Annotated in this window: 10 protein-coding genes; 4 read left to right on the forward strand and 6 right to left on the reverse strand. The window is 35.8% G+C overall.

Going from position 1 to position 13,207, the window contains the following annotated elements; translation table 11 throughout:
• Positions 1-35: 35 nt before the first annotated feature.
• Together O5639_RS00120 and O5639_RS00125 are read right to left on the reverse strand one after the other, a co-directional pair.
• Positions 36-452 carry a DUF4332 domain-containing protein gene (locus O5639_RS00120; protein WP_011823368.1) on the reverse strand — a complete coding sequence of 139 codons (417 nt, stop codon included), beginning with the start codon at positions 450-452 and terminating at the stop codon, positions 36-38.
• Positions 445-978, reverse strand: a complete 534-nt coding sequence (locus O5639_RS00125) for a Ycf51 family protein (RefSeq protein WP_269624506.1) — start codon at positions 976-978, stop codon at positions 445-447. The genes O5639_RS00120 and O5639_RS00125 overlap by 8 nt, the downstream gene beginning before the upstream one ends.
• Before the next feature lie 73 nt (positions 979-1,051).
• Here O5639_RS00125 and O5639_RS00130 point away from each other — a divergent pair, with 73 nt between their 5' ends.
• The 4 genes from O5639_RS00130 (at position 1,052) to O5639_RS00145 (ending at position 7,462) form a co-directional block, all read left to right on the forward strand.
• Positions 1,052-5,011 (forward strand): translocation/assembly module TamB, encoded by a 3,960-nt coding sequence (locus O5639_RS00130; RefSeq protein ID WP_269624507.1) that lies wholly within the window; start codon positions 1,052-1,054, stop codon positions 5,009-5,011.
• A gap of 145 nt (positions 5,012-5,156) precedes the next feature.
• The gene (locus O5639_RS00135) at positions 5,157-6,473 is read left to right on the forward strand and encodes a glutamate-5-semialdehyde dehydrogenase (protein ID WP_269624508.1); all 1,317 of its coding nucleotides are present in this window, start codon (positions 5,157-5,159) and stop codon (positions 6,471-6,473) included.
• Positions 6,470-6,859 (forward strand): dihydroneopterin aldolase, encoded by a 390-nt coding sequence (locus O5639_RS00140; RefSeq protein WP_011823372.1) that lies wholly within the window; start codon positions 6,470-6,472, stop codon positions 6,857-6,859. The genes O5639_RS00135 and O5639_RS00140 overlap by 4 nt, the downstream gene beginning before the upstream one ends.
• The gene (locus tag O5639_RS00145) at positions 6,860-7,462 is read left to right on the forward strand and encodes an esterase/lipase family protein (RefSeq protein WP_269624509.1); all 603 of its coding nucleotides are present in this window, start codon (positions 6,860-6,862) and stop codon (positions 7,460-7,462) included.
• On the opposite strand, the gene O5639_RS00150 is transcribed toward O5639_RS00145, so the two are convergent.
• From O5639_RS00150 to O5639_RS00165, 4 genes are read right to left on the reverse strand one after another with little or no spacing between them, the layout of a single operon-like run.
• A complete protein-coding gene (locus tag O5639_RS00150) occupies positions 7,459-9,570 on the reverse strand; it encodes a M3 family metallopeptidase (RefSeq protein WP_269624510.1) in 2,112 nt (703 codons plus the stop codon). The two genes, O5639_RS00145 and O5639_RS00150, sit on opposite strands and share 4 nt — an antisense overlap.
• 16 nt (positions 9,571-9,586) lie before the next feature.
• Positions 9,587-11,140, reverse strand: coding sequence for an NAD(P)H-quinone oxidoreductase subunit 4 (locus O5639_RS00155; RefSeq protein WP_420063679.1), 1,554 nt, complete (start codon positions 11,138-11,140; stop codon positions 9,587-9,589).
• A gap of 57 nt (positions 11,141-11,197) precedes the next feature.
• Positions 11,198-12,145, reverse strand: coding sequence for a homoserine kinase (gene thrB, locus O5639_RS00160; protein ID WP_269624511.1), 948 nt, complete (start codon positions 12,143-12,145; stop codon positions 11,198-11,200).
• 11 nt (positions 12,146-12,156) lie between these two features.
• Positions 12,157-13,200, reverse strand: a complete 1,044-nt coding sequence (locus O5639_RS00165; RefSeq protein ID WP_269624512.1) for a glucokinase — start codon at positions 13,198-13,200, stop codon at positions 12,157-12,159.
• Between the last annotated feature and the right edge of the window lie 7 nt (positions 13,201-13,207).

Here is a 13,207-nt window from a genome sequence, read left to right on the forward strand (position 1 = left end):
ACCAAGTTTCTATTGGATTAATTATATTCTATTACCTAATGGCACTTGGGTACATTAAATAAATTTTTTTTTGCTTTCTCTATTAAAAAATGAGCTTTTTTTAGATCTATTATTGGAATTCTTCCTGTTCGTAGAGTTCTTTCAAAGCGCCCAGTCTTTTGAACTAGCTCTTGAGGCGTAAGTCGTGAAATGGCCTTATTAGAAATTAACCCTGAGTGCATCAATAAGGCAGCTTCGCTAAGTTGAATATCTAAAGTACATATAAAATATGCTATGCATTTAAGTCTTTTTAGATTGCGAACACTTCCCAAGCTTCCATAGATTAGATTATTTATTTCTTCATCACTAATAGATAATAAAGAATCCCATGTTTTTATATTATTTGATATGAGTATTTTTTCTTCTTGATAAAAGCTTTTAGGAAGATCTTTCAATAATGACTTATTACTCATCAGTCTCTAATAAGGAAATTTCTTCAATATCAGCATCATTTGATAAATTTTCACTTGGAGAATAATTCCTGTCTGGTAATTCTATTATCTTTGATTCTTTTAAATCATTTATTAATTCACCTAGAATAATTGGTTTACTTATTCCATCACCAGCGGATTCTATTGTTCTGAGCCTGACTTTGACCTGAGCGCCATTTCTTCCTCCCCCTTTCAAATTTCCGGCTATTTGTAACAATGTTGGTTTTATTGCTTCTTTAGGGAAATCATTAGATGCTTGTGCAACAACTAAATCAAATCCATTGTCGTAAACAATAGGAGCATATTTGTAGCCCTCAACATTAAAGGGAGGAGTATAGCTTTGCTCAAAGGCCCAGCAACTAGCAGATAATAAAAGTGTGAAAATTGTTGTCCCAGTTAGTCGGAATTTAATTCCCCAGTTAAATAAATAAGCCAAAATAGTCAATACGCCCAGTCCTGCACCCCCCCAGGCTAGCCATTTTGTAACATCTTGGATAACTTCAATCATAGACATAGGCTGGTTTCTCCTGAATTGATTCTTTATAGTTTGTTAGCTCCCCCAAGTTTGAGAATAATGTTTCATGGGAGATGAGTGGAGCTCTAAAAGATTAAAGCGTTGGGGACTTGCTGGAACCTTTGCTGCGTTGGGTGGTGTTTTGATTTGGAGTGGCGCAGATCTACTAGTAGATAGAACTATAAGCCGTTTTTCTCCACAAATAGAGAAAACATTATCTAATTCATTAGGTCATCCTTTAAAAATAGGTTCATACAGGGGGCTCAGACCATGGGGAGTTGAATTGGGGCCAACAAGGCTTCTTCCAGGGACTAAAGATGCTTCCTCAGTTAATATTTCAAATTTAACAATTAAATTTGCTCCTTTTGCGAGTTTATTGAATTGGAAACCAGTAGCAATATTTAATCCAAAAGGAACAGAAATTATATTAAACAAAAATGATACTGGTTCATTTTGGGTTGTTCCCCAGAAAGATAATCCTAAACAAATCAATCTTCAACTAAAATTTAATTTAAAAGAACCAACCAAAATTGTATTTAATGCTGGGGATACGACATTATTAGCAAAAGGTAATCTATCTCTAAATCTTGGTGAGAAAAAAATTTTTGGTGCGATTAATCTAGAGTCCAAAGAACAAGGAAGCCTCTATCTTTCAGGAAAGGGTTATTGGGATGGAATCGAATTTCAAACTAAAGTAAAAATCAATAAACTTGGTCTTTCTATCTTTGAGAGAATTTTAGGAAATAATTCTAATTTTATTGCAAGAGGAAATATAAATGGAAGTCTAAAATTGGGAGTTAAGAAAGGCTTGATAAGGTGTAATGGTGGTTTATTGCTTAATAACTTAACTCTGAGGGGAGGACCTCTAAGTGATACATTGTCTACAAGTAATTCAAAAATAGAATGTGATAAAAATAAGCTTAAGTTAATTGATTCTAATTGGAATTATGGATATTTGGATATATCTAATTCATCTGAAATACCATTCTATAAAAAAGATAAAACTTATATAAATTCTGAAACTACTATTAAAATTAAAGATTTTGATCATAAACCACTTTCTTTAAAATTAAAATTACCAATCTCAGTAGTTGACAGACAATTTATTCCTGGGGAACTTAATGCTAATTTTAATTTAGAATCTTTTCCTTTAGGTGCTTTAAATCCAATACTAAATGCATCATTATCAGGGAAATTAAATACAAAAGGTGATTTTCAGGGTCCTTTATCTTCTCTGAACTCTACTATTAACCTTTCCTTGGAAAATCCACAAGTTAATGGTATTCGATTAAGGGAAAAATGGAGAGGTTCTTTTACTCGAATTCCAAGTGAAAAGAAGTGGGGGATTTTGAGAATGAAATCAGAAGGTGCTTCTATCCCAGGTAATCTTCAAATTAACTTTAATAAGGATGGTGATTTTAATGATTTAAATCTAAATAGATTAGGAGGTGAAATAAGTCTAAATCCTAAATCAAATGCTTTTGAATGGGAGGCTAATAAATTCAAATTAGATCGTGTAGAAGTGGCATTCCCGCCAGAGAAAAGTTTTAAACGAATCTTTGGGGAAGTTACAGGTAACGGATTATTTTCTCTTGACCCATTATTTCTTAATGGTGATTTGAGTTTAGATTATTTTAGATTGTTAGGTTTCAAATTAAAAAATGCAAGTATTAAAGGTCAAATTAAAAATTCAGAAACTAATTTAACAGGTGAATTAATACCATCTGAAAATGGAAAGATTAAATTTGATATTAATAATGGCTCCAAATTTTCTTTGTTAGCTCAAGTGAAGGATGTAAGCGCTAGTTGGATTACTGCTACAGCTTTAGAGTTTCCTAAATTAGGATTGAAATATTCAGATGCAATTGGGAAGGCTGAAGATTTAGAGAAATTTATAATTGGTTATCCAATTAGTTCTATAGATTCTCAGTTCGAAGCTTTAACTAGGTCTCAAGATTCATATAGAGAAGAGATTTCTAAGGTAAATAGTGAAAGCATTATTAATCCTTATGATCTAAAGGGGGATATTAATGCTGATATTAAATTAAGTGGTCCAAACCTATCTGATTTAAATTTAGAAGCAAAAGCTTTTGGTAAGGTTTGGACAAATAAATTAAAGATTATAAATTCTAATAAAATCAGACCCTTTAAGGTGACTTTTAATGGGAACCTAGCTTCAGGTCTGGGAGATTTTTCTTTACTTAATTTAAATTTTTCATTATTATCTCTAGTTGCACCAATACCTTCAGCGGTTGATGGGTATTTTGGTTTGAAAGGTAAATATAGTTTAGCTAATTCAACTCCACAAGTTACAGCAGATTTAATTATTAAAGATACAGTAATTTATAACAGAAAGATTATTTTAGATAATGGAAATATTATATTTAAAGACAATAATCTCGAATTTGATATCACTCTAAGGGATAAATCTTCGGCAAATCCTGTTCAGTTAGGTGGAACCTACCCATTAATTAGTTCTTATCCTATTGATCTAAAGATCGAAAGTCATGGAGATGGGTTAGCGTTCTTGACTGGGCTAACGAAAGGGAATGTCTCTTGGACCTTAGGGACAGCTGATTTAAGCTTGTTGATTAGAGGAACCCCTGCGAAACCGGTTGCTAATGGTTTTTTGGTTTTAAAAAACAGTGAGCTACTTTTTCAAGATAAAGAAATTAATAATTTGAATAGCATAATAGTTTTTGATTTCAATAGACTTGAGGTTCGAGAACTCAAAGCAAATATTGGAGCAAAAGGTGTAATTAATAGTCAAGGTGGAATTTCGTTGTTTGATTCTCAATTAAGTGAAAGCGAGCCATTGGCTCTTTCGATAGAAAAAACACGTATTAAGACGGCATTTACTGACATCAGAGCTTCGTCTAACCTTGTTGTTAAGGGATCTATTTTGAAACCTCAATTATCAGGTGAAGTCTTTATCTCAGAAGGTTCGATTTTTGCTAAAAGGGCTAACAATCCAAGTAAGACTTCATCTGAAAAATCGGATCGTTATCAAGATTCTAAGGTCAAAATAATACGTAAATTACCAGAACAAAACTGGAACCAGAAAGAACCTCTGGTTTTATTTATTCAAGATGAAGATGCACCTGCAAGTCGAATAGTTAGTGCTGGTTTGCCTAATGGATTTGAATCACTAACCTTTGATAATTTAAAGCTCGCACTTGGCCCTTCATTGCGATTAGTTTCTCAACCCTTGGCAAGCTTTGAAACAAATGGATTCCTTGTCTTGAATGGCGCTTTTGACGAGACTCTTGATGTTAGTGGAGTTATTAAACTTGATAGTGGCTACGTTAATCTCTTTACGACTACTTTTAATCTAGATCAAAGTGAACCTAATGTAGCCGTATTTGTACCATCTATGGGCTTGGTTCCATATGTTGACGTGACTCTAAATAGCCGTGTTCCAGATAATGTTAGAGACGTAAGTAATTTTGCCTCTAATGGCATGGCATCATTTGGTATTGGAGGATCTCGTTTCGTAAATGTCGAAGTAGCGGCTTCTGGACCTGCAGATCGCATTAGTGAAAATTTTCAATTGAGAAGTACTCCATCTTTGGGAAGAAGTGAGTTGATAGGACTTTTAGGAGGTAATTCCCTTGCAAATCTAATAAGTAGTGGAGGCAATGGTGATGTGCTTGCAAGCTTTTTGAATAGATCTTTTGCTTCGTATCTTCAAGGCAATATCAATGGTTTTTTGAGTGATAGGCTTCAAATATCATTGTATCCGGCATATATAAATGGATCAGATTCAGAGGATGATACTAGTGATAGTAGTTCTTCAAGTGCTGACCAGGAAGATACTAATCTACCTGGTCAACAGGCATGGGTGACCGAAATAGGAGTTGATCTTAACGAAAAAATTAATTTCTCAGTTCAGGCTGCGCCTAACCGAAAAGATATTCCACCGAAAGGAAATATTACTTTTCAAATGAATCCCAACGTAGGTCTACTAGGCTCGTTTGATAAGAATGGGAATTGGCAAAGTCAACTCCAACTCTATTTTAGATATTAAATAATGAATAGTTAAAAAAATGATCTACTTAGAAAATGCTCAGCTAGATAGATTTTTATCTTCTTTTATTGCTTGATTAGCCATTAAAGGAATATTTTAAAGATAGTGAAAAATTATCTTTGATTAAATAGTTGATCTAAATCAAATGAGTACAAACTTTTCAGTTCCTGAGCCTACCCCCCAGCTAGTAAAAATAGCCGAGAGTGCAAAAGAGGCTTCTATTTCGCTTGGTCAATCCACAAACAAACAACGGTGTGAGGCTTTGACTGAAATGGCAAATGCTTTGAATGATAATGCTGATGAAATATTAAAAGCAAATGTTCAAGACCTTGAAAGGTCAGAAAAAGAAGGGTTGAATAAGTCACTTCTATCAAGACTTCAGTTAACAAAAACTAAACTCAAAGGATGCATAGACGGAGTCCTCAAAGTTTCAAATCTTGCAGATCCAATAGGTAAAAGACAACTTCATAGGGAATTGGATGAAAACCTTATTCTTGAGAGAGTGACAGTTCCATTAGGAGTCTTAGGAGTGATATTTGAGTCGAGACCAGATGCATTAATACAAATAGCGTCTCTTGCTGTTCGTTCTGGTAATGGAGCGTTATTAAAAGGAGGAAGTGAGGCAAAAGACACAAATCAAGCAATAATGGATTCTCTTGATAAAGGATTAAGAAAATCAAATGTGGGTTCAGGAGCGTTGTCTTTGCTTACCACACGTCAAGAAAGTCTAGGCTTACTACGTTTAGATAAGTTTGTGAATTTGATAATACCTAGAGGTAGCAATGAGTTGGTTCAATTTATTCAAGAAAATACTCGTATCCCTGTCTTAGGGCACGCTGATGGAATTTGCCATTTATATGTGGATAATTCTGTAGATATTGATAAGGCTATAAGCATAGCTTTAGATAGTAAGATTCAATATCCTGCTGCTTGTAACGCAATTGAGACATTATTAATTCATGAAGATGTTGCCGAGATGTTTTTGAAGAAAGGCTTGCCAATTTTTTCAAGTGAAGGAGTTACTCTAAAGGGAGATACAAAGAGTCAAGCTTTAGGGGTAAAAAATAAGGCTGATGAATCAGACTGGTCTAAAGAATATCTTGATTTAATTCTATCAATAAAAATTGTTCGTAATGTAAACGAAGCTATTGAACATATTCGTAAATATAGCTCTCGACATACAGAGGCAATAGTTACTGAAGACAAGATGATTGCTGAAAAATTTTTAAATTCGGTTGATAGTGCAGGTGTTTATCATAATTGCTCTACTCGTTTTGCTGATGGTTTCCGATATGGGTTTGGAGCTGAAGTTGGTATAAGCACACAGACTCTTCCACCAAGAGGACCAGTTGGATTGGAAGGCTTAGTTACCTATCGCTATTATCTCAGAGGTGATGGTGATCTCGTTAAGGACTTCGCTTCTGGAGATAGAAGTTTTTCTCATATTGATCTACCATTATGAGTCAACTTCATAATTTAAGCGCAATTCATATCAAAGATATTAATCTATGGGCTCATGTAGGTGTTTTAGAAAGTGAGCGAATACATGGTCAAAGATTTCTTCTTGACCTCAGTTTTTGGTTGGAATTGGATGAGTCATCCAAGCTTGATAAATTAGATAAATCAATAGATTATAGCGAGGCAATTAAAGCTGTTAAAAAACTTTCATTTGAAATCAAATGCTTAACGATTGAATATTTTAGTGATCAAATTTTGAATCTTCTTGAGTCTCTATATGGTCCAGTCCCAATTCATATTCTGCTGACAAAATGCTCTCCACCAATAGATGGATTTACTGGAAGTGTTCTAATCGAAAAAAAGAGAAATTTCTTATTTCCTATTAATTAATTGTATATAAACAAAAGACCAATTTTTCTTGTTCATGGTTTGTGGAACAATCCTAAATTATTTGAAAAACTAATTAAAAAAATAAACGAAGATGATTATGAATTGTATAGACCACATTTGCCACACAAATATGGAAAGACCTCCCTTAAGCGTTTAGCTCTAGATCTTGATTCTAAGATTGAAGAACTGGTGGGTCCTGAAATCGAAATTGATATTGTTGGTTTTTCAATGGGTGGATTAATAAGCAGGGTTTGGTTACAAAATCATGATGGTTTTTTAAGAACTAAACGTTTCTTTAGTATTGGTACTCCTCATTTTGGTACTTACACAGCCCAAATGATCCCTTCATTTTTTATGCCAGGAATTGCAGAGATGAAAAGAGGAAGTAGCTTATTATCCCAACTAAATAATGACTTGACTTCCTTAGAAAAAGTTGAATGTACGAGCTTCTTTACAAAATGGGACTTGATGTCATTCCCAGGCTGGCAAGCAAAACTTTCTGTTGGTGATTCTTATCACTTACCTGTATTGACACATAAAGAGTTGATAACAAATCCTAGGTCTTTAGATGTTTTAGCTAAAAAGATTTTTACTAATAGCTAAGTAAGACCACTATGTCTTATTAGGGCTTCAGTAGAGGGAAGTCTTCCTCTAAATTGTTTGAAAACCTTATTTGGTGAACGACTACCACCAAGACTAAGAATTGAATCACGATATTTTTTACCAATCTTTCGGACTTCATCCTGATTAGCAAGACCTGCCTCTTCAAATGCTGCAAAGGCATCAGCACTGAGTACCTCAGCCCATTTATAAGAGTAGTACCCAGCTGCATAGCCACCAGCAAAAATATGACTGAAAGCACAGAGAAATTGATCTTCTGGAATAGGATCCATCACTGTTGTGTTTTTTGCGATTTCTCGTCGTAACTCATCTGGGGAAATTTCTAAATTTTCATTCCATTGACTGTGGAGTTTTAGATCAGTAAGAGCAAAATGTATTTGCCTAAGTGTCGCAAGCCCAGAATTAAATGTTCTGCTTAGTCTCAATTTATTGATTTCCGATTCTGGTAATGGCTCTTTAGTCTTCCAATGTATTGCTATTTCAGAAATTGTTTGATCCTCTAAGCACCAATTTTCCATGAATTGGCTTGCCAATTCCACAGCATCCCATTCAACGTTATTAATACCGGCTGCTTGAGGGTAATTTACTGTTGTCAGCATATGTTGTAGTCCATGCCCAAATTCATGGAAGAGAGTTTCTACTTCTTCGAAACTCATCAGACTGGGTTTGTCCGCAATAGGAGGCGTTTGATTGCAGACTAAATAGGCTACCGGGAGAACAATATCATCTTTCGTTTTTTGATTTCGGCACAAACATTCATCCATCCAGGCTCCCCCTCTTTTTGTAGCAGGACGACTGAAGGGATCTAGATAGAATGATGCAATTTTCTGGCCATCTATATTTTTAACATCGAAGAAACGGACATCTTTATGCCATAAAGGAGCTGTGTTACTCGCTTCTTTAATCTCAATTTCAAAAAGTCTTTTGCATAGATTGAATAGACCGTTAAGGACTTGATTTAAAGGAAACCATGGCCTGAGTTTCTCTTGGTCAAGATCGTATTTCTCTTTGCGTAGAACTTCAGCCCAAAAACTTATATCCCATGGAGATAGCTCAAAATCTTCGTTTTCTCCGTTTCTTTTGGCACAATCACGAAGATTTATAAGTTCTTTTTCAGCATGAGGCATTGCAGCTAATCGTAATTCTTCGAGTAACATCTCAACAGCATTTTCACTATCCGCCATCTTTGTGGCCAAACTAATTTCACACCAGTTTTTATACCCCAATAGTTTTGCCTGTTTGTTTCTGAGATCTAAAATTTCTTCAATAATTTTTTTGTTACTAATCTTTCCATCGCTAGCTCTACTTACAAAGGCTCTATAAACTTTCTCTCTTAGACGTCTATCTCTTGCATAAGTTTGGAAAGGAATGTACCTAGGCATATCTAAGCCAACTCTCCATGGGCCATTTGATGCTGATGGATCATTACCTTCTTCATCTTTGTCACCAGACTCCTTTGCTGCAAGAGCCAATGTTTCAAGTGCTCTTTCAGGAAGTCCCTCGACTTCTGACTTGTTCTTTAATAAAAGACTCCAATTCTTAGTCGCATCTAATACATTGTTACTAAAAGTAGTTGACAATTCAGCTAATCGCTCACTGCGAGAATTAAATAGTGCTTTTTCATTAGCTTCTAGACCAATCCCCTTGTTTTTCATCGTTATTAATTCTGTCTCAATTATTCTGATTTGAGTTTCATCCTTTATGTTCCCATGCTCTTTTAAATTTGAGAGCGCCTTAAAAATGACTTCGTTTTGAGCAAGCTGATTACTAAACCTAACGATTCTAGGTTGCTGATTTGAATGAACCTCACGTAGCTCACTGGAATTGCATACGGCATTCAGGTGACTTACAACTCCCCAGCTCCATCTGAGCTTTTCACCTATATCATAAAGCTGAGGCATTACATCTTCCCAACTTAGAGAGCTCTTGGTCGGTAATTGTTTTTCGAGTTGTTCTTCTAGTTTATTTAATTCTTCATTTAGTTCTTTTATCAGTTTAGGTATATTTTCAGTAATCTCGTTAGGGGTGATTTTATCGTAATCAGGAAGACCTTCACCTTTTAACAATGCTGTTGGCTTAATTGAAGTCATTTTTTAGGTTCAAAAATTAACTAATGGGTACAAGGTTATTGGTAATTAATGATTGTGCGAGAGCATTTGTTGATACCTCATATAAATCAATAGCTATCCTTGGCCAAAAACCTATTACTAATGTAGGAACTAAGAGGCTTAAACCTATTGAAAGCTCTCTCGCATCCATTTCTTTGACTATCGACAAAGCAGGTATCCTTGGGCCAAAGAATACTCTTCTACACATTGAAAGAAGGTAGATAGGAGTTAAGACCAGTCCAATAGCTGCTAACAAGATTGTTATTGCTCTGAATAACGAAGTGAATCCTTCTTGACTAGTTATGCCTAGAAAAACTGTGATTTCACTTATAAACCCACTCATCCCTGGTAAGGCTAGTGATGCTAAAGAACTGGCTAAGAAGAATGCAAAAGTAATTGGCAAAGCCTTTGCGAGACCACCCATATTCGGTATTGACAGAGTATTAGTTCTTTCATAAAAACTTCCAGTAACAAAAAACATTGCGGCAGCAATCAGTCCATGGCTAATCATCTGGAGCATCGCTCCACTGATTCCAAGTGCATTCACTGCACCAATTCCAACAAGAACAAAACCCATATGACTTACAGAACTGCAGGCTATGCGCCTCTTTACATTGTCTTGAGCAAAAGCATTTAGAGCGCCGTAAATAATATTTACTATCCCAATGATGATTAAAGCTGGGGCGAGTATTAAATGAGTGTCCGGTAATATTTGGACGTTAAATCTTATGAGAGCGTAACCTCCCATTTTTAATAAAACACCAGCTAATAACATTGAAACCGGTGCATTTGCCTCTCCATGAGCATCTGGGAGCCAGGTATGAAGTGGAAAGATAGGAAGCTTTACTCCAAAACCAATTAAAAAACCTAAATAACAAAATATACCAAAATTACCAGTAAAAGATTTGGCTGCGATTTCACTTAAATTAAAGGTAAATTGATCTCCAGAAAGAGCCAAAGCAAGCCCACTAATTAATATTAAAAGGGAAGCTAGAGCTGTATAAAGGATGAATTTTGTTGCTGCATATAGTTTTCTTTTCCCTCCCCAAATAGCAATCAATAGATAGACAGGAACAAGTTCAAGCTCCCAAGCTAAAAAGAATAGTAAGAAATCTTGTGATAAGAAAACTAAAGCTTGGGCTGAAGCTTGAATCAGTAGTAAAGCAAAGTAAAGCCTTGTTTTTTGTTTTACTTTCCAACTTGCAGCTGCGGATAAAAAAGTTATTAGACCGCTTAGAACTACTAGCGGTGCAGATATACCATCTACACCTAATGACCATTCGAGTCCTATTGAAGGAAGCCACTGAAGTCTTTCAACTAACTGCAGACTTTCGCTACTTGGATCAAACAAATTGGTAAAAGCCAATACAATTATTAGAAAATCGGCTAGTAAAATAATTAGGGCTATATTTCTTGGCAGATTTGAATTTTTACTTTCTTGCGTTGGGAGGAAAGGCATTATTAATGCTCCAACTATGGGTAGGAGCACAATTAGTGAAAGCCATGGAAATACTGTCTGAGAATCAATACTCATAGGCAGATTGGCATCCATAATTTGGGGCATGTCAGCCATAAAGCTATCAGTTTTTGTTCGTTTTCATGAGTAGAACTACCCAAAGGTGTTTGAAATACATTCGCTTCCTCTGAGTTGGAGGCTCATTAAAGGAGCACGACTTGCTACACCAGCAGCTTCCCAGGCTTTGACCATTGCGACACTGACTTCTCGGCCTTTAGTCGCTTTGCACAATGCAAGAATGCTTGGTCCTGCTCCACTAATTGCACATCCTAAAGCTCCGGCAGCCTTTGCTGCTTCTCTTACCTCCAACCCACCTTTGATTAATCCCCATCTGTAGGGTTCATGAAGCTTGTCATGCATACCATCTGCAATTAGATCAACATTTCCAGTTCTTAGTCCTTGAAGCAGAAGCGTAAGGGCACCTAAATTGACTACGGCATCATTTACTGGAATGTTTTCTGGCATGACACGTCTTGCTTCGCTGGTGCTAAGGCGAATAGATGGAATTGCAACTACCGCTTTTATTGATTGATCCCAATCACAGCGGACTACGCGCCATCTGTCGTTTGCGGTTTTAGCTGTTACGCAAAGACCTCCTATTAATGACGGAACAACATTGTCTGGATGACCTTCAATATCTATTGCTAGCTCCAATAATTTTTCCTTAGGCAAAGGATATCCAGCGAGTGCATTTGCTCCAACTAATCCTGCCACGATTGCTGTAGCACTGCTTCCAAGTCCTCTTGCAGGAGGCACAGCTAATTTTACTCTTGCTTCAAGAGCGACAGGCTCTACACCTGCTGTTCTCCAAACTCTCTGCGCGGCTCGATAGAAAAGGTTTTCAGGACCGCCTCTTAAATGATTGCCTTCAGTACTTTCCATTATTAATTCAAACCTTTCAGCATTACCCTCAATTCTTTTAATAGTGAACTGATTGGAAAGATCCAGTGCTGCACCAAGGCAATCAAACCCTGGACCAATATTGGCTGTAGTAGAAGGAACTTCTACTACGACAGTTTGTCCTATTTTTGGCGGCCCCATGTTTTTATCCTTTAGCTAAGTCTCCCATTTGATTCGGCACTTAAGCGTGCTCTGCAAGCTGAACTGAATAATGTCGCTTCTGGATCTTTAAGAACAATCAATGGGATTTCCTTTAAATAAGATTGAAAGCGACCCTTATTACTAAATGCATTAAGGAAGTTAGAAGAGTTTATTCCATCGAGGTTTTTTGCTGCTGTTCCGCCTGAAATCCATAACCCTGAAGTGCAAAGTTCTTGTAAAGCAAGGTCTCCAGCTGCAGATCCATAAGCATTGAGCCATATTCTCAAAGCTTCAGACATTAATTTGTCTCCGTTAGTTGCTTTTTCCCATACAAGTGCAGGTAAATCTGTGAAAGCTGATTTGTCATTATCTATTTTTTTTAAAGTTTTCTGAAGTGGGTGGTTTTCATTTATTGGATCATCCAATTTCCATCTAGCAATCATTCCAAGGCCAGTCCCACTAACTATTCTTTCAATCGAGACTCTTTGAATATTTAGCTTAATTTTTAGCCATTTGATTAATTCCCATTCGTTCTCAGTCCTTGGGGAAAATTCCCGATGCCCCCCTTCACTTGGAAATATAAAAATGTTTGTAGGTGTAATTAATCCTCTGGACATTCCTAATCCAGTACCAGCTCCGATAATGGCAACTAATTTTTGATTAGTTTTGTACTCAGTATTTAATGTTCCTTGGATTACTTCATATTGGGATTTTTTGAAGAATGGTATCCCATATATTAAAACTGAAAAATCATTTATTAATTCAATATTATTTATTTTTGAAAGCTTAGATAATTCTTCTATGTCGATATCCCACCCTAGATTTGTAATCTTAACTTTCTGGCCATTTATTGGGCCTGCTACTCCAATACAAACATATTCAGGGAGTGATATATTCTCTGGTAAATGTTTAATAAAATCTTCAAATATTGAGTAAAAAGATTTCCATTCTAATGATTTGTAGTGCTTTTTAAATAATTTTTTTGGATAGTTCTCGTTCGAATAAACAGCTAATATGGTTTTAGTTCCTCCAAGGTCTCCAGCAAGTAAATTCATTAGTTAT

Source organism: Prochlorococcus marinus str. MIT 1214 (assembly GCF_027359355.1).
Lineage (GTDB): Bacteria > Cyanobacteriota > Cyanobacteriia > PCC-6307 > Cyanobiaceae > Prochlorococcus_B > Prochlorococcus_B marinus_F.

Bases quoted from the DNA above. Each gene is read 5' to 3' on its own strand.
- O5639_RS00165 (WP_269624512.1), bottom strand. From the start codon at position 13,200: ATGAATTTACTTGCTGGAGACCTTGGAGGAACTAAAACCATATTAGCT.
- O5639_RS00130 (WP_269624507.1), top strand. From the start codon at position 1,052: ATGGGAGATGAGTGGAGCTCTAAAAGATTAAAGCGTTGGGGACTTGCT.
- O5639_RS00125 (WP_269624506.1), bottom strand. From the start codon at position 978: ATGATTGAAGTTATCCAAGATGTTACAAAATGGCTAGCCTGGGGGGGT.
- thrB (WP_269624511.1), bottom strand. From the start codon at position 12,145: ATGGGGCCGCCAAAAATAGGACAAACTGTCGTAGTAGAAGTTCCTTCT.
- O5639_RS00120 (WP_011823368.1), bottom strand. From the start codon at position 452: ATGAGTAATAAGTCATTATTGAAAGATCTTCCTAAAAGCTTTTATCAA.
- O5639_RS00135 (WP_269624508.1), top strand. From the start codon at position 5,157: ATGAGTACAAACTTTTCAGTTCCTGAGCCTACCCCCCAGCTAGTAAAA.
- O5639_RS00140 (WP_011823372.1), top strand. From the start codon at position 6,470: ATGAGTCAACTTCATAATTTAAGCGCAATTCATATCAAAGATATTAAT.
- O5639_RS00155 (WP_420063679.1), bottom strand. From the start codon at position 11,140: ATGGATGCCAATCTGCCTATGAGTATTGATTCTCAGACAGTATTTCCA.
- O5639_RS00150 (WP_269624510.1), bottom strand. From the start codon at position 9,570: ATGACTTCAATTAAGCCAACAGCATTGTTAAAAGGTGAAGGTCTTCCT.